The following is an 18,659-nucleotide window of genomic DNA, read 5'->3' on the forward strand; positions in this document are numbered from 1 at the left end:
CGAGGTCATCCGCTCCCTGCGTCGCGGGATTCCCGTGAAGCTGGTCGAGTTAAAGAAGCTGGGCCGGACTCTGAACCGACGAGCTGCTGACATCCTGGCCTACTTCGACAGGCCGGGCACATCCAACGGTCCAACCGAGGCGATAAACGGCCGGCTCGAACACCTCCGCGGCACCGCACTGGGATTCCGGAACCTCACCAACTACATCACCCGAGCCCTGCTCGACACCGGAGGATTCAGACCCTTGCTACACCCTCATCTGCGATGAGCCAGTTATGCCCGTGGTCCAGGCTCACGAGAGCTCCGGGCCAGCTGGTGAGCAGCTCTTCAGTCTCCGCGTCATAGCGGGCGACCAAGTTCCGTGGTGTTCCGGTGTCCGGAATTCACACTCTCGCCGGGCCTGCCCGGCGGACATTGCACGGGGAAACTTGGCGTCACGCTCACGCGCTGCGTAGGTGCACAGCGGTCAAACAACTGAGAGCTACGAGGACCAGTCTCATTGAAAGCGCAGATCAGTTGGATTCCTGATCGATTTCCTGAACCCGGAAGGACACTTCGGAATGAAATTCCGACCACGGAACGCGCTTCGGAACATTGCTGGCACGGACGCTTGGCAAGATAAGCCATGAATCACAGACAATCGCTCGCACAACGGAAAGATCCCGGCCCATGACAACCCGTGACCCCGAGGAGCACCCACCCGCTGGGATGAGCAGTCCATGGGCAATTCGGTGCGCTTCCTGATCTATCCGCAAAACGAGGGTCCCGAGTCTGAATGCGCCCAGGAGCGGGAGGCCTTCGATGTGCAGTCGGTCTACTCGCCCATGCTGCTGGAAAACCCAACGTCGAGGCCAAAATCTGCGGCGTCGGCTATGTGACCTTGGACGATGAAGAGATCGAACTCGGCCCACCCATGTGCATCTGATAGGCGCTCGCGCAGCTCCCCTGGTGTCTCGGTCAGTCGAGGCCGTAGAGGGTCTGGCGCTCAGCGTCTACCAGCAGAAGGTGCTGGCCAGCGCGGATCACCGTCTCCCCCTCCTCGGAGCCCCCATACCGCCAGCGCCAGTCGCGCTCACCGTTCCACTCGTACGCGGTGATCTCCCGGTCGCTGACGGTATAGAGACGACTGTCACCGGGGTGGACCCGCGGGGTGCCCTCCAGACGGCCGAGAGAGAAGACTTCTGCGCCGTCAGCGGCGTCCAGCACGGTCAGCGCGTCATCGCCAATCAGGTAGACGTAGTCACCGTCCGAAGCCTCGTGGATGTAGCTGAAGGACTCGCGGGCCGTACGATCCCACATCTCGTCACCCGTGGCCGGGTTGATGCGCATGACGTCACGCCGATCTCCGCTGCCATCGGCAATGTATAGCGCGTCATGGACAACCGTGTAGGAGCGCGCCTCCACGACGTCGTCCCACGTCTCATCCAGGGCAGCGTCGACTCCCAGCAGCTCAATCCCGTCGCCGCGGCTGGAGACTTCGACGTACTCACCGTCAACGGTGACGATCCACCGCTGGCCCAATCTGGCAAACTCCTCGAGCTCAGCACCGTCCTCCAGGCTGATGTAGTAGTTCTCTGCATCAGAGCCGGAGTTCCCGGACCATCCGGTGAGCCGCAGAATGTCACCGTCGGGACCGTCGGTCAGAATGACGCCGTCGCCGAAGCCCTCCAGCTCAAGCTCAGAGACCCACGCCGCCTCGTCCAGGCTTGCGGCATTCCGGTACTCCGCCACGGACCGGGAATCAGGTTCACTCTCCCCGGGGTAGCTGCTCTGACGCATGAGCACCACGCCCTCGGAGTAGGCATAGAGCTCGGGATAGAAATCCACTGCCGCCTGGGACAGGACCTCCCCGCTGTCGGTGCTCACCGCTGCCAGGTGATAGGTGCGGTTGTTGTTCTCGTCGACGTCGTCACCGCCCCATCGCAGGATGACAGCGTTCTGTTCCCCGGTGACAAAGCCCGCCATGCCGCCGTAGAGCCCGTGCGTCGGGGCGTGGAAACCCTCCAGAGCGTCCTCCAGGTTGATCTCCCACTGGGCTTCGCCGTTGCGCAGGTTGAGCTTGGTCAGCGTGGGCTGGGATGAGGGCAGGTCCGGCTCCTCAGGGAGGTTGTCTCCAAAGGACCCGTACTGATTGTCGCTCCAACCCTGGTTGTAGCCGTAGGAGTCAGTGAGCCCCTCCTGATTCTCTGCCCACCATTCGGAACCTGGCGAGCTGAACCCTGGATCCGTGGCCTGCCATTCGTCGTAGGCGTCCCATCCCGCCTGGTAGTCTGCCTCGATTCCCGCGTACCAGCTGGAGTCCACCTCCCCGGCAAGCCCGCCCAGGGACTCCAGCCGCGTCATCACCACGGCTTCGTCCTCACCCACGCTCCACACCGAGGGGGCGGCGTATTCGTAGCCGGAGTCTCCGAGGGCAAAGTCGAACTCCCAGTCCCGCTCCATATCTTCGCTGAGGTCTGCAATGGCAAAGGCGTTCTCCGAGGACGAACCGCCAAGCATGCGGGGCACCACCACTGCTGCCGTCACCACCAACGCCACCACGACGACGACGGCACCGGCTCCCAGCAGCACCCGGGGCCTCTTCAGAACGGCCGCCGCGGAGGGCCTGCCGCCGGATGGCGGGAAGTGGCCCGGTCCCGGGCCGGGTCCGGGCGGCCGGCCTGGCGGGAACTGGCCGTAGAACGGCGGTCCGCTGGGCGGGACGCCTCCCCCGTGAGGCGGCTGACCGGCACCGGGAGCAGCAGACTGCGGCGGCGGGCCGTCAGAGTGGGGCTGCTGGGGCTGAGAAGGGGACGGCGCCTGTTGGGATCCCAGCGGTCCGGGGTGCGGAGGCCGCGGCGGCAGCGGCGGAGTCCCAGGCTGCCGGGCGGGTGGCGGTGGAGGAGGGGGTGTGGGCCCCGGCGACGGGGTGGATTTTTCGTGGTGCTCTTCCGGACCAGAATTCGGACTCAATGCTTCCCCCTCAATGTGCTGGTGCGCTCCGGAATCTAGAGTAATAGAGGACGGAGGTCCCCCGTGTTCATGACATAAATGACCACACCTGTTGGCCGGAACAACTCGCATTGAGACCATCAGCTAGCCTGGGATTATTCATCACTGCATGGGCAATTGAGGGGACGCCATGAGTTCGGACAATTCCGGCCAGCCGCACGGAACATATGACGGCAATGGCCAATGGCAGCCGGGGTTCTTCGACGATTCCGGAACATGGCACGGCGGTTTCTACGATGAGGCCGGGCAGTGGCAGCCGGGATTCTACGACCCGCAGGGGCAGTGGCACGCCGGCTACTTCGGTGAGGACGGCACCTGGTACGGCGGTTTCCGTGATCCGCAGGGCCGCTGGCACGCCACGGCAACGGCGCCGGCCGCAGCCCCTGACGAGTCCACTCAGGCACTCTCCGCACCCGAGACCTCCGGTCCCGGCGAGGCGCGGCAGGGTGAGTCCCAGACGTCTGCTCTCTCCGCTGAGTCTGCCTCACCGACCGACGCCGATGGCCTCGCCGTTTCCGAAGAATCCCCCGTCCAGCAGGGACACGGCACATCAGCCGACCATGCCACTACGGCGATCCCACCTCTCTCGGCCGTGACACCTACCGAAGCCCAGCACTCCCCCACCGAGCCGACGTCGCTGAGCGGTGCGGCGACACCCGGCGGCGCCGCTGACCACACAGGCACTCGGGACGCAGGAACTCCGCCCGAGGCGCAGTACGGGGCAATCCAGACCGAGCCCCAGCAGTACGCCGGCTACGCCCAGGGCCAGACGCAGCACTACGGCTCCGCTCCCTCGGCCACCAGCGCCCCCTATGCCGGTCACGGATTCGCTGCAGGTCACTACGGCGGCTCCCAGGGCTATCCGGGCTCCGAAGCGCCAGAGAGCAAGAAGAAGCGCTCAACGCTCGGCCTTGTCGCCACCTGGCTGCTCGTGCTGATTCTGCTAGGAGGCCTCGCCTTCGGAGGGTGGTGGTTCCTCTGGAACGAGGACACTCGCGTCGCCAATCCTTTCCAGGCCTCCAGTGCCGCCGCAGAGGAGGAGCCCGAGGACGAGGGGCAGACTTCGGAGGATGAGGAGGACGCTTCCGAGGACGAGGAGCCCGACGCCGTTCAGGCCGAATCAGGGCTTTTCCTCGACGCAGTCTCCGATGCTGACTTGGTGGGCCTTGCCGAGGAGACCTCGGACTCCGCCGAAGTGGTCACGCCCCTGGGAACCTTCACCGTGGAGAACTTCGCCACCGCCGAGCAAATTCTGGTGGAGGGACAGGAACAGACTCCGGCAGATGGTGAGGCCTTCCGAGTAGTGGAGTGGAGCTTCGAGCCCGGCTCCCGGGAGGAGGAACCGCCCTCCGGAAGCGCATTCGTCTCCGCCGCGGGAGAGACCCATGAACTGACCTCTCTCTCCTACAACGATGCAGGCAGCGGACGGTTCCTGGTCTCCGCCGCCGACGACGACGTCATCGTCATCGATGCCCACGGGGTCGAGCAGCAGATCACGCTGTCAACGGGTGAGCGGGTGCCGAGCCTTCCCGCGGCCGGCTTCTATCGTGATTCCTCCGATATGTTCCTCGACCTGGGCACCGACTTCAGCGTGAGCTCCCAAAACATCTCTGTGGGTTCCAGCTCAGCGACGATCTCGGCCGATGCCACGCTCAACGACGTGGAGCTGACCTATTACGAGAACCTCACCAATGACCCTCAGGGCTGGGCCTCCGAGGGCACGGTCTGGGCGGTGGCGCACGTTGACCTGGAACTGACCGGTGACCAGTCCGCGTTCGAATTCCTCTCCGGGAGTTGGCAGGTCAACGTGACCGACCAGGACGGTCAGACCTACAGCGCGACCTATGTGTCACAGGCCGGTGGAGAGTGGGGGTGGCCCATGGGGTACTTCTACGTGGCGGTGGAGGTGCCGATGGACGTGGACGAACTGGAGATCACTCTCGATCTAGAGTCGACCTTCGCCCCGTGGAGCGGCTCCGGGCGTGAAGGCGTCTCCCTCAGCAGCGACCCCATTACGGTCCAGTTCCCCCATGAGCTGAGCGACTGAGCCCGCTCACTCAGTGAAGGTAGTGGCGTAGGCGCCGAGAGCTACCACGAGCGCTGCGCAAGCTAGTCGGCACCAGATTTCGCCGCCCTCGCAGGACCATCAGACCTAGCATGACCGCGAAGGAAACCACACCCCAGGCAAGCAGCCCCTGGTTGAAGTCCTCCCCGGGAATCTGGGCGATGCCCACCAGCTCCACGGCGTAGCCCAGGCCGGCGGCCAGGGCGAGGAGACCGGCGCCACGCCGGGGCGGCTGGGAGGCAGTCGGTGAGCCGAGGGCAGGCGATTCGTCGTCGTCAGTATCCTGTGTGGTGATCACCGGAAGCGGGGAGGTCACCACGGCGACTCCACGGCGGCGCCGTTGAGAGACCAGCAGCCATACCGTCAGCACGGCCAGCAGCACCAGCACGATCCGCATGAGGGTGACATGCTCGCCGAGGAACGCCATGGCCAGCAGCGCAGGGGTCACCGTGGTGGTTACCGTGGAGGAGCCCACCGCGAGCGTAAAGGTAGCTCTCGCCAGTGCCGCATACTGGCAGAGGGAGCCGAAGACGCCTCCCAGAGCCGCCTCGGTGCCCCACAGCGCAGCGGGAAGGCTCCAATGCTCCGGCAACGGCTGAGCCAGCAGAAGGGCCGCCGCCGCGGCCACGACGCCGAACTGCGTCCAGTAGGCCACGGTCGCTGGGCCTGAGTTCCTGCTGACAGTGCCGCTCAGCTAGTGCCCGGCACCGAACATCGCCGCGGCGGAGACCGCAAGTAGTATTTCCACGCGCTCTACTGTCCTGCAGGTGGACACCTTCGGTCCACGGCGGTGTTGTGTCCCTTTTCATTGCACAGGAGGCAATGTTTGACTGGGACCATAACCACTCGCCTGATCGACGAAGCGCTCCCATTGTTGGAGGCTGTGTCAGAGTTCGGCGGAGTGAACGCGGCGGCGGATGTGCTGGGGCGCAGCGCCTCAGGGATCTCACGCCAGATTCAGCGTCTCTCCGCGGAGGTGGGCACCCCGCTGCTGCGCCGCCGCGGGCGCCAGGTGGAGCTCACCGCTGCGGCACGGGCCCTGGTGCGAGAGGCCCCGCATCTGCATGCCGCCGAACGGGTCCGTGCCGCGCTGGCCGAGGCGACCGATCCTCAGGCCGGGGAGGTACGCCTCGCCGCGCATGTCTTCGCGATGTCGGCCATTGTGGTGCCGGGGCTGCGACGGTGGTCGGTGGCCCATGACCACAGCACGTGGAGGGTCCGGGAGACCGAACCGGCCCAGGGGCAGCAACTGCTGACCTCGCGCACGGCTGATGTGGTGATCATGCCTGCAGGACCGGACACTCCCGCGGCGGATCATCCCCGCTTCAGCGTGGAGCCTCTGGTGCTGGAACCGGTAGACCTCATCGTGCCCCCGGGCCACGAACTGGCCTCTCGGACGGATGAGGTCTCCTTGGACGAGGCCGCGAATCAGGCGTGGATCCTGGGGTCACCGGGGCAGGGCTCACGGCAGGAGATACTGCAGCACTGCTCCAGGGCAGGGTTCATCCCTGCGGAGGGCCATCACGCTCAGGACTGGACCTCGGTGTCAACCCTTGTGGCAGGCGGACTGGGGGTTTCACTGCTTCCCCGGATGGCATCAACGCATCCGGGCGTGGTGCGGGTCCGGCTTTCCGGCCCCACTGCACCGGTGCGTTCAGTCCTGATGGTGCTGAGGCGCGGTGCTCAGGAACGGCAGCTTCTCCGGGAGACGATGAGCACACTGCGGGCCACAGGCCTCGACGCGCTGGAGACTCAGCACACGCTCGCAGGTCTCGGCGCATAGGTTCGGACCATGCGAGAGGACAACGCAAAGGGCCCCGATCCATTTCTGGATAGGGGCCCTTTGTCATTCTCGTTGCGGGGGCAAGATTTGAACTTGCGACCTCCGGGTTATGAGCCCGGCGAGCTACCGAACTGCTCCACCCCGCGTTGGGACTTGTTTAGTTTACATGCCGGTTAGCATCTAGCAAAATCGAGGCAAACTCGCGCCTCGTCCCCCGCACTGACCGGGACCCGGGGGCGAGCCCTGAGCCCCGGTCAGTGCATTTCGGGTCTTGCTGATCAGCCGTTTTCGAGCGCCTCGAGCTCGGCGATGGCCTGCGAGAGACGGTCCTGAGCCTCGCCGTAGGCGGCCCAGTCACCTTCCTCAAAGGCCTGCTGGGAGTCCTGCCATGCCTCGAGGATGTCAGCGCGAACCGAGGCGAGGTCGCCGTCGCCCGTTGCCGGAGCCTCAGCCTCCTCGTCCTCCGCGGGTGCCTCCTCCTCGTCGGTGGTGGCCTCCTGATCCTCTTCGGTCACCCCGTCCTCGTCATCGGGACCGGCTTCGATCTCATCCTCGACGGCGTCGGCGTCGACGCCTGCACCGTCGGCAACCTGGGCGCCGGAGTCCCCTCCGAAGACCTGGTCCAGGGCCTCACCGAGGGTATCGCCGAAGCCGACCTCCTCGCCGAAGGCCACGAGCACGTGGCGCAGCGCCGGGTAGGCAGCCGCAGTGCCGGTCGACTGAACGTAGACGGGCTGCACGTAGAGGATGCCATCACCGGCTGGCAGCGTGATCATGTTGCCGTTAATGACTTCCGAGGCGCCCTGACGCAGCAGGTTCAGCTGCTGGGAGACCAGGTTGTTCGAATCGAAGTTCGCCTGGGTCTGTCCCGGGCCTGGGATTGCGGTGTCACGTGGGAGTTCAAGCAGACGCAGCTGTCCATAGTCCTCGTGCTTGACGCCGTCCTCGCCCGTGCCCGCGTCGCCACTGGCGGCAAGATAGCCATAGATGACGTTGCGCTGCTGTCCTCCGGCGGTCACCGCCGGGATGAACGTCGAGGTCAGGGAGAAGCTGGGCTCTTCCTGGCCGGGCATCTGCAGGGTCATGTAGTACGGCGGCTGTGCCACGTCCTGGTCGGCAACCGTGGGATCCTCCGGCACCGACCACGCGTCGTTGCCCTCGTAGAAGGTGCCCGGATCGGTCACGTGGTACTGAGCCAGCAGCTGCCGCTGCACCCGGAACATGTCCTCGGGGTAGCGCACGTGCTCCAGCAGCTCGGCGCTCATGTCCTCGTAAGAGTGCAGGGAGTTGGGGAACACGTTCTGCCAGGCCTTGAGGATCGGATCCTCGTCGTCCCAGGCGTAGAGGGTCACCGATCCGTCGTAGGCGTCCACGGTGGCCTTGACCGAGTTCCGGATGTAGTTGACCTGTCCCGCGAGCACCGGTCCGCCCTGAGTCAGGGCGTCGGTGGTGGCGGACTCCAGCTGCTGCTGGGTGGAGTAGGGGAACTCGTTGGAGGTGGTATAGCCCTCCACGATCCACTTCACACGGCCATCGATGATCGCCGGGTAGATGTTCTGATCGACCTCCAGGAAGGGTGCAACCTTCTGGACACGCTCACGCGGGTGGCGGTCGTAGAGGATCTGGGACTCACTGGTGATGTCACCGGAGAGGAAGATCTCCGGGGACTGGAACTGCAGTGCGTAGACGAGCCGGTTGAACGTGTTGCCCACGGAGGGGCCGCCGTCGCCGGTGAAGGTGTACTGGGTCTCCTCCTGGGAGTCCTGGGCCGCTGGGCGGTCCAGCTCCATGGGCGGCTCACCCTCGGGGGCGCCGACGATCGAGTACTGCGGGGAGTTCTCACCGAAGTAGATGCGCGGCTGGTAGTCCTCATCGGTGCCCAGTTCGCCGCGGGAGGGGATCCCATGCAGAGTGAAGCTGGGCCGGCCCTCAGGCGTGACGGTGTTCGCGTTGGCGGCGACCAGTCCGTAGCCGTGGGTGTAGACCAGGTGTTGGTTGACCCATGAGGCGTCCTGGGGCACGTTGACCTCGCGGGCAGCGATCACGGTGTCATGGCGGTCGCCGTCGATGTCGTAGCGGTCGAAGCTCAGCGTCTCGGGGAACCAGTAGTACTGGCGGAACTGCTGGAACTGACCGAACGCCGCGGAGACCAGGTTCGGGTCCAGCAGACGAATGTTCTCCGTGTTGGCGGCGTCGTTGGCCAGTGCGCCCTCCTGGGCGACTGTCTCAGCGTTGTAGTCCTGCTGCTCGATGCCGTCCAGCCCGTAGGCGTAGCGGGTCAGCTCCATGTTGCGCTCAATGTAGGGAGTCTCCAGGGTCCGCTCGGAGGGGACCACCTGGTACTCCTGCACCAGGAACGGATAGATGCCGCCGCCGATGACGGCAGTGACCACCAGCATGGCGGCACCAATGATGGAGAAGCGCCAGCGAGCGGTGATCGCCGTGACCAGGAACACCAGGCCGACGACGACGGCGGCGACCGCCAGAATGGTCTGAGCCGGGATCACCGCGTTGACGTCGGTGTACATGGCACCAGCCCAGTTGCCGCTCTGGTCCTGCAGGGTGCGGAAGCGATCCAGCCACCAATTGCCGCCCTGCAGCAGCAGGAACAGCAGTGCGGTGATGGCCAAGTGCCAGCGAGCGGCCTTTTCCACCACAAACTTACCCGAGGACTCCATGCGGATGGAGCCGAAGAGGTAATGGCAGAGCAGACCGGCGATGCCGGCCACGAGCACCGCGGAGATCAAAAAGCCGATCAGGAAGCCCAGGAACGGCAGGGTGAAGACGTAGAAGGCGAAGTCCAGGCCAAACTCGGGATCGGTCTCGCCGAAGGGCTCCTGGTTGAAGAACAGCAGCACGCCCTCCCAGTTGGCCTGGGCGGCAGTGCCGGCGAAAACGCCCATGAGGACCGGCAGACCGAACATCAGCAGTCGGCGCATGGAGGTCAAGGTCTTCTGGTAGCGGGCGACCGAGTCGTTGAGCTGGTCCTCCACGCTGCGGGGACGGGTCCGGAAGGCAATGAAGAGGCTCAGCCACACCAGCAGGCCCATGACGAGGAAGGCTGCGGCGAAGATTCCCGCGCGGGTAAGACGCTCGGTCCAGAACACCTCGGAGTATCCGAGCTGGTTGTACCACATGACATCCGCGTAGAAGCCGGCCAGCGCCACGAACGCGACCAGGATGGCGGCGATGATGACAATGGTGATCAGCAGGGCAGAGGGACGACGCGGACCGGACTCGCCGCGTGCCTCAGGACCACGAGGACCTGACCCGCCGGGCCCTCCGAATCCCCGGCTGCCGCCGTCGTCGTCATTGTTCCCGGAGCCGAAGAGGCCTCCGCCACCTCCGCCGAAGGGGTTCGTGGAGCCGAATCCCGGAGAGAATCTCACCTGGTGTCCTCGTCTTTCGCCTGTATTGTCTTCTGCCGGCTGCCTTCTTAGGCAGTGCCGCAGGGCTCGAGCCCTGCGAGGAAGTCCTCATCATTGTCCCGGACAGCCTCGACGATGCGCACGGCCTCGGCGACGTCTTCGACGCCGTAGACCGTCAGCCCGTCCGGAGTACGTCCGGTCAGCTCATCACAGTTGTCACGGGGGGCCAAAAAATGCTCGACCCCACGTTCCCGAGCCCCGACCACCTTCTGCGCGATGCCACCAATGGCGCCGACCGTGCCGTCAGGATCGACGGTGCCCGTTCCAGCGAAGTCCTCTCCCCCGGTCAACGACTCCTCGGTGAGGGTGTCGATGATCCCCAGGGCGAACATGAGACCGGCCGAAGGACCGCCCACCTCGCCAACACGGATGTCGAGTTCGACGGGGAAATCGAACTCACTGGCCAGCATGAGTCCCACGTAGTACTCGCCGTCCGCCTCCTGGTAGGTGGGAACCTCGAGCTGGATCTGGTCCTCACCGCGGGCCACCGTCAATTCTAACGGTTGGCCTGCCGCCTCGTTCACTGCGTTGCGCAGGCCCTCAATGCCGGTGATTTCCTCACCCTGGGCACTGAGGATCTGGTCTCCGTGGGCAAGGATCTCGTCGGTGCCGGCCTCGCGGGCCTGGTCAGTGAACTCAAGTACGGAGAGCTTCAGCGTGTAGTCAGTGCCGAGGTAGTCCAGCGCGGCAGCCAGTGCCAGCTCGTAGGAGGCCGCCATGGCCTGAGTGTTGCGCTGCCTGATGTCCTCATCGGTGGTTCCTGAAGGGTGGACCAGCTCATGCGGCAGCATGTCGGAGGTGGGCGAGACCCAGGCGTAGACGGCCGTGGGCACCCGTACCGTGGAGGTCGGTGCTCCGCTGACGTAGACGGTGGTGAGGCTCAGTGACCCCTCCGTCTCATAGGTCTCCGCCCCGTCCACTGAGATCACCGGCCACTCCTGGACCTCGCCGATGGTGTTCACCAGGGGTCCGGGAGATTCAATGACGTAGGGGCTGGGAAGGACCAGCACCGCGAGGCCGCCCAGCAGGGCACCGGTACCGGTGACCAGCTGGGCGGTGCGCCGCAGGGTCACGGAGTCTGCTCCGTGCCGCCGTCATCGGTGCTGCCATAGTCGCCGTCGAGCAGCTTCTTCAGCTCCTCGTCCATCTTGGAGGCCTGCGCCTCGCGCTCGGCCCGGCGGTCAAAGAACCCCTGGGGGTCGTCCAGGTCCTGCTCCTCGGGCTGGACATCAGGGTGGGCCCAGACCTCGTCACGACCTTCGATTCCCCGCTCCCCGCGCAGGTGGGCCCACAGGGCAGCGGCGTCGCGAAGGCGCCGGGGACGAAGCTCAAGTCCCACGAGAGTGGCGAAGGTGTGCTCGGCAGGTCCGCCGGAGGCGCGGCGGCGGTTCATGGTCTCGCGCAGTTTCTCCAGCGAAGGAAGATGTGAGGCGGCCTGGGAGACGACGTCGTCGACCCATCCCTCCACCAGTGCCAGGGTGGTCTCGATGCGGCGCAGCGCTGCCTGCTGCATGGGGGTGGGATCCGAGAAGAGTCCCTCGCCGAAGATCATCTCCATGGACTCGGGGTTCTGCGGGTCGATCTGGCGTGCGGCCTCTTCGATGCGATCCATGTTCACGTGCACGTCTGCGGCGTACTGGGCCACCGCGTTGAACAGGTCATCGCGCAGCCAGGGAGCGTGGACGAAGAGGCGGATGCGCGCGGCCTCGCGCAGGGCGAGGAAGAGGAGAATCTCCTCGTCCTCCACCTGGAGGTCTTTGCTGAAGGCCTCGATGTTGGCCGGCAGCAGCGCCAGAGTGTCACCGGCCAGGGGAAGCCCGATGTCAGAGGAGGAATGCACCTCACGGGCGAGCTCACCAATAGCCTGACCGATCTGGGCGCCGAAGCCGACGCCTGCCATGCGCTCCATCATGGTGAACATCTGACCCATGGCCTGCGGAGGCAGCATCCCCTTGAGCTCCTCCGGGATGCCCGCACCCTCGCCGTCCTCGAGCTGCTCGCGGATCACCGCACCCATGGCGCGTGCCACGGACTCCCCGACCGGTTCGGTGAGGGACTGCCAGGCCTCGAAGGTCTGCTCAATCCACTTGCGGCGTGTGTAGCCCTGGCCGATCTGACCGAGGGACTCGAAGGTGGTGGCCTCGTTCAGCCACATCTCCGCCAGGCGCAGCGCAGAGTCGATCCGGTGCTGATCTGCCGGGGTGACGGCGGGGTCGTCTTCCTGAACGGCGGCGAGCGCCGAAGACATGGTCACGTCCCAGTTGACCGCGGAGGCGTCGTCGTCGTTCTGCATGGCGGAGAACATCGCCTGGACCTGCCCCATGATCTGCTGCATCATGCCCGGGTCGGCGCCGAGGCCGCCGAGCATCTGGGAGGGGTCAAAGCCGGGCGGGAAGCCGGGGAAGCCCCCGGACTGCTGACCGGAGTCTGAGCCGCCGGGGCGCGGCGTGCCGGTGAACCCGATCGAGGGCCCTGAGTCCTTCTTCTGGTCCTCAGGCTTGTCGCCGGAGTCCTCCGCGTCCTTCTGCTCGTCCTGCCCGAAGGCCTCGCCGAACAGTTTCCGCAGGAACTCCTCGTCAGGTCCTTCGCGGTTCTCGCCGCTGCGGGAATCGTCCGAGTTCTGGCTCATTGCGCTGCTCCTAAGCTCCTGGCGTCTACCGCCAGTGCGTTCACCGATAGTGATGTGAGATCGGAGACTTCAGAGTATCGCCGTCAGCTGGGCGTTGTCTGTCCCGCCGCGGCGCAGTTCGCCCGTAGCACAGCGCATCCCCGGCCGGGCCCGCTCCGGTCTTATGCCGCGGGCAGGTGGGTGAGGCAGGCGCACTCAGGATGAGAACTGATCGGCATAGTGCTCGCGGCCCCGGTGCCCAGATCAACGATGACCTGAAACTGCTCACAGGCTGCGGCATAGCGACCATCCAGCAGCACCTGAACCTGGTGCACCGTCACGGCAGCAACGAGGTGCACCAGATGCGGGGGCATCTCCAGGGTCGAGCGAAGGACCGGACGGGGAACACCGTGCAGGTCCAGGCAGTCCGCGCAGGGACCGGGGTGCCGGGTCAGCAGGGGGCCAATCACCAGCACCTCCGGCAGGCCTGGGCCGTGCAGCGCCAGCGGCAGAAGAGCACCAGCGTCGTCAAGCTCATGAGACTCCGGCCACGGGGCGTCCGGGGTGACCAGCCGGACGTCCACCCCGGGGGTCCGCGCACCCTCCGGGGCTTCGATGAGGACCGGCTCCGCAGCCTGCCTCCCCGGCAGGCCCCTACCGCGTCCCGGCCGATCCCTCTGGCGCTCCGGCGCGCTGAGCAGCGCCACCGCGGCGGCAGACCGCTCCCGTCCCCTCTGAGTGCGCAGATACCCCCAGTCCAGGTCGCCTGTGCCCACGGGGGCATCGTCGCATAGCACCACGGTGCCCGGACCCAGCCCCAGCAGCAGGCGGGCCACGGTGAGTCCGACGGGACCCAGGCCGTCAATCCGGAGGGCCGCGAGGCCTCGCCGGAAACGCGTGGCGTCCTGGGGCGCGCTCATCCCGGGTACGCCGGGTGAGCCTGTGCTGGCTGCGCCATTCATGAGGTCCATTCTGCGGCGGTGGCGGAATCTCCGCTGAGGTTTTCCACAGGGCCTGCGGGAACGGTGGTGACGTGACCCCGTGGGGCTACGCTAGATCCATGGCTGGGCAGGAGCGTCAGACGACGATGACGGTAGACGGCGCCGAGGTGCTGGTGATTCGCTCGGCGCGCCGCTCGCGCACCATCACCGCAGATCAGGTGGCCGGCCAGCTCCGACTGAGGGTGCCGATGCGACTTTCCGGCGCCGAGGTGGAGAAGCACGCCCGGGCGTTCCAGCAGAAGCTCAACCGCCGCTCAGCCTCTTCCGGCCGCAGCGACGAGGCCCTTGCCCAGCGGGCGCGGGAGCTCTCCGCTGAGTATCTGGACGCCGTGCCACAGCCCACCTCGGTGTCCTGGTCCGCTCAGCAGCAGCGCCGCTGGGGGTCGACGACGTCAACCACCGGCCAGATTCGTCTCTCTGCGCGGCTGAGGACCATGCCTCAGTGGGTGGTGGACGCGGTGCTGGTTCACGAGCTCGCGCATCTGATTGAACCGGGGCACGGAGCAGCGTTTAAGAAGCTTGTCGCACGGTATCCCCGCACGTCCGAGGCCGATGCATTCCTAGCGGGCGTCAGCTGGGCCGAACAGCACGGGAGCTGAGAGGCGGGCCCTCACCCAGCGGTGATCAGCTGAGGTTCTCAGCGAGCGCGGCCTTGAGCCGCTCCCCGTGCTTCTCGAGTTTGCGCTCACCGATGCCGGGGATGCCCAGCAACTCGTCGTCGCTGGTGGGTTTGAGCTCAGCGATGGCCTCCAGGGTCGCGTCCGTGAAGATCACGAACGCCGGGACCTCCAGCTCCTTGGAGTACTCCAGCCGCCACTGGCGCAGCGCCTCAAACAGAGCCTCGTCGTATCGGGCAGGGCATTCGGCACACCGCCGCCTCTTGATCTCCGCCCCGGAGGTGAGCACTTCACCGCAGGTCGCGCAGACCGCCGTTCGCTTGCGGGCATTAGGGCTGGGGCGTCCAGAGGAGGCCAGGATCTTCCGAGTGGGCTCTTCCAGGCCAAGCTGACGTCTCAGCGGCTTGAGGAAACGCGAGGGAGTGCGCTTGCCGCGGCCTCCCGCATGGCGGGCCACGGCTGAGGAAAGAGACAGGTACTTCCGGGCACGGGTAATACCGACATACAGCAGACGCCGTTCCTCATCGATGGCGCGCTGATCCTGAGCGAAGCTGATGGGCATCAGGCCCTCGCACAGTCCGGCCAGGAAGACGGCGTCCCACTCCAGGCCCTTCGCCGAGTGGAGCGACGCCAGCGTCACGCCCTCCACGGTGGGCGCATGCTGAGCAGCCGAACGCTCCTGCAGCTCGGCCACAAAGTCCCGCAGGGTGAACCCCTCGCGCTCAGCGGCCAGCTGATCCGCCAGAGCCACCAGCGCGGCAAGGGACTCCCAGCGCTCCCGCACCGCGCCCGTGGTGGTGGGAGCCTGGGCCGACCAGCCGTGGGAGGAGAGCACGGCCCGCACCCCTTCGCCCACACTCTCATCATCATCCACCAGCGAGGAGGTGCGCAGCGCGGCCATCGCCTCGCGCACCTCTGCCCGGGAGAAGAAGCGTTCGGAGCCACGGAGCTGATAGGAGATCCCGGCCTGGCTGAGGGCCTGCTCGAAAGTCTGGGACTGCCCATTGGTCCGGTAGAGCACCGCCATCTCGCTCAGCGGCACCCCCTCCTGAGCGAGCTCTGCGATGCGTGTGGCAATCCACCCTGCCTCGGCGTCGTCGTCGTTGTGCTGGGTCAGCTCCGGGGCGGGACCGTGCTCCCGCTGCGAGATCAGCTCAAGCGGCTCCGGCCATACCGGAGGGTTCTTCAGCCTGGCCTGCTCCCGGGTACGGTCACCCAGCAGCACATTGGCCAGCGAGACCACCTCTGGGGTGGAACGGTAGTCCCGGATGAGCTTGACCACCTTCGCCTGAGGGTGGCGGGCCCGGAAGTTCAACAAGTAGTCGGGTTTAGCCCCGGTGAAGGAGTAGATGGTCTGCGCGGCATCGCCGACCACGCACAGCTCCTCACGCCCACCCAGCCACAACTCCAGCAGACGCTGCTGCAAGGGTGAGACGTCCTGGTACTCATCCACCACGAAGTGGCGGTACTGCTGGCGCACCTGGGCGGCCACTCGCTCGTCGTCCTCCAGGATGCCGGCGGTCAGTAGGAGAACATCCTCGAAGTCGATGAGGTGCCGGTCATGCTTCAGGTCCTCATACGCCTGGTAGAGCCGGGCGAAGCTCTGATGGTCCAGGTCGGTGAGCTCGGGCTTATCCGGCGTCTCCAGATACCCCTCAGGAGTGAGGTTGGTGACCTTGGACCATTCGATCTGGGAGGCAGCATCACGCAGGGAAGCCCGGTCCGTGCTCAGCCGCAGACGTTTGGCTGCTTCCGCCAGGATCCGGACTTTGTGGTCCAGGATCTGCGGGATGGTCCCCCCGATGGCGACCGGCCAGAAATACTGCAGCTGGCGCAATGCCGCGGCGTGGAAGGTCCTGGCCTGCACCCCGGGAGCCCCCAGGGAGGTCAGCCTCGACCTCATCTCCGCCGCAGCACGTGCGGTGAAGGTCACAGCCAGCAGCCGGTGAGGGTCATAGACCCCTGATTGGACCCCATAGGCAATGCGGTGCGTGATGGCCCGGGTCTTGCCGGTTCCTGCACCTGCCAGGATGCATAGCGGCCCGCTGAGGGTGCTGGCCGCTTCTCGCTGCTCGTCGTCAAGACCGGCGAGGATCTCTTCGGGGCTGGAACTCATATCCTCTACGGTATCGGGTGCTGCTGACACCTCCGGCGGCTTCTCCACACCTCACGCCAGGCCGTGCACCGACCGGGTGGAACGGTCCAATCTCCCGGCTCCCCCGCGTTTCACCGAGGCCAGAGGCCTGCGGAACCCTAGGCTGGTCCCCGTGCGATGGACTCCTACTGAGCTGGCGGCGCTGGCGACCGCTGCGGTGCCCGGGCTGACGCCGACGGGCGTAGCTGCTGCGGCCGATGACCGGCGCGACTTCGTCTCCGCCGTGGTCGAGGACTCCGAAGGCAATCGCTGGCGGGTTCGCGCCCCTCAGCATCCCGAATCGGCCATGCGTCTGGAGACTGAACTTCAGGTGCTGCGCGGCTTCACCTCTGCAGTGCGGGCGGAGCTTCCCTTCCGCCTGCCCTCAGTGGCTGGAGCCGTGCGCCGTGGGGAGATGCGCACTTTCGTCTACAACCATCTTCCCGGTGCGTCCCTGCCGCTGAACGAGCTCATCACCCAGCCGCCCGCGGTCATCGATGACATCGGACGGACCATCGCTGCCATTCATGACCTGGATGCCTCCGTGGTGGACCACGCGGACCTGCCCCGCTACTCGGCCGAGCGCCTGCGGCAGCGTCGCCTGAACGAGCTCGATGCCGCTGCCGCCACTGGCCTGGTGCCCTCGATGCTGCTGCGCCGCTGGGAGCACGCCATGGAGGACAAGGCTCTGTGGAAGTTCACCCCGGTTGTGGTCCACGGGGACCTGCACGAGGACAACCTGCTCATCAGCGGCGACCGCGTGGTCGCCACCACCGGCTGGACCGACCTGCACATCGGCGATCCTGCCGAGGACCTGGCCTGGCTCACGGCCTCTCCCCTGCCGCAGTTCGCCACTGCGGTCATGGCGGCCTACACCGAGCACCGCACCGGCGAGGTGGACGAGCACCTCATGCGCCGCGCCGCGCTGGCCGCCGAGTTTGCTCTGGCCCAGTGGCTGGTACGCGGGAAGACCGAAGAAAACCCACAGATGGTCGAAGAGGCCAAAGCCCTTCTGGCTCAGCTGAAGACCGATATCGAGACCTTCGGCGGCCAGGAGATCTCTGTCACCCCTGAGGAGGGTGAAGAGGTCAAAGCCCCGGCCGAAACCCAGGACTCCAAGCCCGTGGCTCGGCCCGGCGCGCACGCCACCGTGGCCGGCTACGGCACCTGGAATCCCGAGGACGACGGTGAGCCGGCCGTCATCACCGACGCCTCCGCAGCAGAGGAGGACGCGGACGACGACGCCACGGGCACGATCACTCCGCTGCGCACTCCTTCCGCCCAGGGTCAGAACACCACCGGCCAGATCACCCGTGCGCAGAGCTCCGTGCCGGCCCAGCCGGCGCCGGGGCGTGAAGACATGGATGATGATCCGCCGACGGACCAGATCCCGGCTTACGTCGAGGACGAGGACGAGCAGGCCTCCGACATCCGCAATCCCTTCGGCGGTGCACCCACTGCAGCGGACATTGACGAGGATCAGACGCCGACCTCGTCTTTCACCCCTGTGGCCGTGGAACCGCACCCGACCACGGGGTCCCTGCCGATCCAGCCCGATTCGGTCAGCGAGAAGCGCGCCAAACGGAAGAACTTCTTCCCCGCCAAGTCCGCCTCCTCGGCACGGTCCGCTGAGTCGGCCCAGTCCGCTGAATCGGCGCGCTCGGCGTCATCAGCACGCTCAGCCGCGTCCGTGGGTTCCGCCGCCTCGGCGCCGTCGGCGGCCTCGGCTGAAGACCTGAGTTCTCCTGCGCCGAAGCCTCAGACTACTCCGAGGCCGGTGGCAGCCTCCCCGAAGAAGGCCGCTGAGCCCGCTCAGAAGTCCGTCGAGGCCGAACGCCCCAAGTCTACCGGCGCAGAAGACACCAGCTCAGCAGGCTCCTCCACCAGGGAGTCCATCTACTCTCGTCATCCCGGTCTGCGCCCGCCCGGCGCCTAACCGCTGACGGTCACCCTGCGGCGCCCCCTCGACTGTTCCCACCACAGGCATTTGCACGTAAGCATCATCACGCTCCCGGTCCGGGAATGACGGTAT

13 protein-coding genes and 1 tRNA gene are annotated in these 18,659 nt (G+C 66.2%); 6 read left to right on the forward strand and 8 right to left on the reverse strand.

Annotation, left to right across the window (positions count from 1 at the left end; all coding sequences use genetic code 11):
• The coding region (locus RH857_RS01560; RefSeq protein WP_310536222.1) for a transposase at window positions 1-268 on the forward strand (268 nt) is incomplete at its 5' end.
• A 451-nt stretch (window positions 269-719) separates the two neighbouring features.
• Entirely contained in the window at window positions 720-878 is a 159-nt protein-coding gene (locus RH857_RS01565) for a hypothetical protein (RefSeq protein ID WP_310536223.1), read from the forward strand.
• Window positions 879-957: 79 nt separating this feature from the next.
• Here the strand turns inward: RH857_RS01565 and RH857_RS01570 are convergent, their stop codons facing one another.
• Entirely contained in the window at window positions 958-2,571 is a 1,614-nt protein-coding gene (locus tag RH857_RS01570; protein ID WP_310536224.1) for an outer membrane protein assembly factor BamB family protein, read from the reverse strand.
• 550 nt (window positions 2,572-3,121) lie between these two features.
• Between RH857_RS01570 and RH857_RS01575 the strand changes: the two genes are divergently transcribed.
• A complete protein-coding gene (locus RH857_RS01575; protein WP_310536225.1) occupies window positions 3,122-5,038 on the forward strand; it encodes a hypothetical protein in 1,917 nt (638 codons plus the stop codon).
• A gap of 10 nt (window positions 5,039-5,048) precedes the next feature.
• On the opposite strand, the gene RH857_RS01580 is transcribed toward RH857_RS01575, so the two are convergent.
• Window positions 5,049-5,711, reverse strand: a complete 663-nt coding sequence (locus tag RH857_RS01580) for a hypothetical protein (RefSeq protein ID WP_310536226.1) — start codon at window positions 5,709-5,711, stop codon at window positions 5,049-5,051.
• A 171-nt stretch (window positions 5,712-5,882) separates the two neighbouring features.
• Between RH857_RS01580 and RH857_RS01585 the strand changes: the two genes are divergently transcribed.
• Window positions 5,883-6,839, forward strand: coding sequence for a LysR family transcriptional regulator (locus RH857_RS01585; RefSeq protein ID WP_310536227.1), 957 nt, complete (start codon window positions 5,883-5,885; stop codon window positions 6,837-6,839).
• 72 nt (window positions 6,840-6,911) lie between these two features.
• On the opposite strand, the gene RH857_RS01590 is transcribed toward RH857_RS01585, so the two are convergent.
• The 5 genes from RH857_RS01590 to RH857_RS01610 all read right to left on the reverse strand — a co-directional run bounded on the left by RH857_RS01590 (window position 6,912) and on the right by RH857_RS01610 (window position 13,837).
• Window positions 6,912-6,985, reverse strand: a tRNA-Met gene (locus RH857_RS01590).
• A 132-nt stretch (window positions 6,986-7,117) separates the two neighbouring features.
• Window positions 7,118-10,228: a UPF0182 family membrane protein gene (locus tag RH857_RS01595; RefSeq protein WP_310536228.1), complete on the reverse strand. Its 3,111-nt coding sequence runs from the start codon at window positions 10,226-10,228 to the stop codon at window positions 7,118-7,120.
• A 47-nt stretch (window positions 10,229-10,275) separates the two neighbouring features.
• The gene (locus tag RH857_RS01600; RefSeq protein ID WP_310536229.1) at window positions 10,276-11,340 is read right to left on the reverse strand and encodes a YlbL family protein; all 1,065 of its coding nucleotides are present in this window, start codon (window positions 11,338-11,340) and stop codon (window positions 10,276-10,278) included.
• Entirely contained in the window at window positions 11,337-12,896 is a 1,560-nt protein-coding gene (locus RH857_RS01605; protein WP_310536230.1) for a zinc-dependent metalloprotease, read from the reverse strand. The genes RH857_RS01600 and RH857_RS01605 overlap by 4 nt, the downstream gene beginning before the upstream one ends.
• 161 nt (window positions 12,897-13,057) lie before the next feature.
• A complete protein-coding gene (locus RH857_RS01610) occupies window positions 13,058-13,837 on the reverse strand; it encodes a hypothetical protein (protein ID WP_310536231.1) in 780 nt (259 codons plus the stop codon).
• Window positions 13,838-13,935: 98 nt separating this feature from the next.
• Between RH857_RS01610 and RH857_RS01615 the strand changes: the two genes are divergently transcribed.
• The gene (locus RH857_RS01615) at window positions 13,936-14,475 is read left to right on the forward strand and encodes a M48 metallopeptidase family protein (protein WP_310536232.1); all 540 of its coding nucleotides are present in this window, start codon (window positions 13,936-13,938) and stop codon (window positions 14,473-14,475) included.
• Window positions 14,476-14,500: 25 nt separating this feature from the next.
• On the opposite strand, the gene RH857_RS01620 is transcribed toward RH857_RS01615, so the two are convergent.
• Entirely contained in the window at window positions 14,501-16,609 is a 2,109-nt protein-coding gene (locus RH857_RS01620) for an ATP-dependent DNA helicase UvrD2 (protein ID WP_310536233.1), read from the reverse strand.
• A 151-nt stretch (window positions 16,610-16,760) separates the two neighbouring features.
• Here RH857_RS01620 and RH857_RS01625 point away from each other — a divergent pair, with 151 nt between their 5' ends.
• Complete coding sequence (locus RH857_RS01625) at window positions 16,761-18,563, forward strand: phosphotransferase (protein ID WP_310536234.1); 1,803 nt, start codon at window positions 16,761-16,763, stop codon at window positions 18,561-18,563.
• Window positions 18,564-18,659: the final 96 nt, after the last annotated feature.

Origin of the sequence: Nesterenkonia flava (genome assembly GCF_031432335.1) — a bacterium.
GTDB classification, from domain to species: Bacteria; Actinomycetota; Actinomycetes; order Actinomycetales; family Micrococcaceae; genus Nesterenkonia; species Nesterenkonia flava.

Excerpts from the sequence above, each read along its gene's own strand:
- RH857_RS01605 (WP_310536230.1), bottom strand. The coding sequence starts at position 12,896 with ATGAGCCAGAACTCGGACGATTCCCGCAGCGGCGAGAACCGCGAAGGA.
- RH857_RS01610 (WP_310536231.1), bottom strand. The coding sequence starts at position 13,837 with ATGAATGGCGCAGCCAGCACAGGCTCACCCGGCGTACCCGGGATGAGC.
- RH857_RS01565 (WP_310536223.1), top strand. The coding sequence starts at position 720 with ATGGGCAATTCGGTGCGCTTCCTGATCTATCCGCAAAACGAGGGTCCC.
- RH857_RS01620 (WP_310536233.1), bottom strand. The coding sequence starts at position 16,609 with ATGAGTTCCAGCCCCGAAGAGATCCTCGCCGGTCTTGACGACGAGCAG.
- RH857_RS01615 (WP_310536232.1), top strand. The coding sequence starts at position 13,936 with ATGGCTGGGCAGGAGCGTCAGACGACGATGACGGTAGACGGCGCCGAG.
- RH857_RS01575 (WP_310536225.1), top strand. The coding sequence starts at position 3,122 with ATGAGTTCGGACAATTCCGGCCAGCCGCACGGAACATATGACGGCAAT.